This is a genomic window from Vibrio sp. Y176 (assembly GCF_033438945.1).
Window position 1 is genome coordinate 1 of record NZ_JAWOQS010000259.1, and the last position, 855, is coordinate 855.

General features: G+C 39.8%; 1 protein-coding gene. It reads left to right on the forward strand.

Features of this window, described 5'->3' with window-relative positions:
* A partial coding sequence (locus R7O13_RS25430; RefSeq protein ID WP_318305018.1) for a glycosyltransferase family protein occupies nt 1-398 on the forward strand: 398 nt, incomplete at its 5' end.
* Between the last annotated feature and the right edge of the window lie 457 nt (nt 399-855).

The following is an 855-nucleotide window of genomic DNA, read 5'->3' on the forward strand; positions in this document are numbered from 1 at the left end:
AAGTGGAGAACATAGAATTGCGTCCGCTGTGCCATACCAACTTTCAGCACCATCTACATCGTTGCTGTGGGGTCATCGCCAATGGTGGTTTTGAACTGCCTTCAGAAGCACTTTCTCTTGGCAAAAAACTGCTAATGAAACCACTGGCAGGACAATTTGAACAGCAGAGCAACGTAGCCACGCTGGAAGATCTTGGGTTAGCCACTGCAATGGACAGTTTAGACATTTCTACCGTACGTCAGTGGCTCAAAGAGCAGCAAGCTGAGAGTGTTAAATACCCCGACGTTGCACAAGCCATCGTGAATTGGGTTTTACAAGGGGCGTGGGATTCGCAAGAAGAACTCTCCAAACAGTTGTGGGAGCAGGTGGATTTTCCGAGCTATGTATCCAATATCTAAGTTTGTTTGCTCGGATTGTTTGTGGCAAACACATAATAACTATTAACTACCTATTATTACGTTCCTTCCAACATTCCTACATGGTACTTGATGCAGCTTTTCGATTTCGAAGGGCTGCATTTTTATTCCCTCTCGTTCATTTCTATTCATTGTTTAATTGCAGATTATTTGACTGATACGCGCAAATTTACGCCAAAGACATAGGCTGTGTTTTTTGGTTTGTTGGTTATTGATAGGTGGGGTAAATGTGTTTCGATGTTTGTTCTTAGTCTTATCAATTTGCTAAATACATACTCAAAGAGTGTGGTTTTAGTTGTTTTATAGTTTTTTATGTTTTTCTCAATTTGTTGATTTTAAATGATTAAATACCTAAGTGGCTAAAATTTAGTGATTAAATATCAATCTAGTTGCTAAACCCCAATTGATTAGTTGATAGTACGCTTCGAGCCGGAAGTAT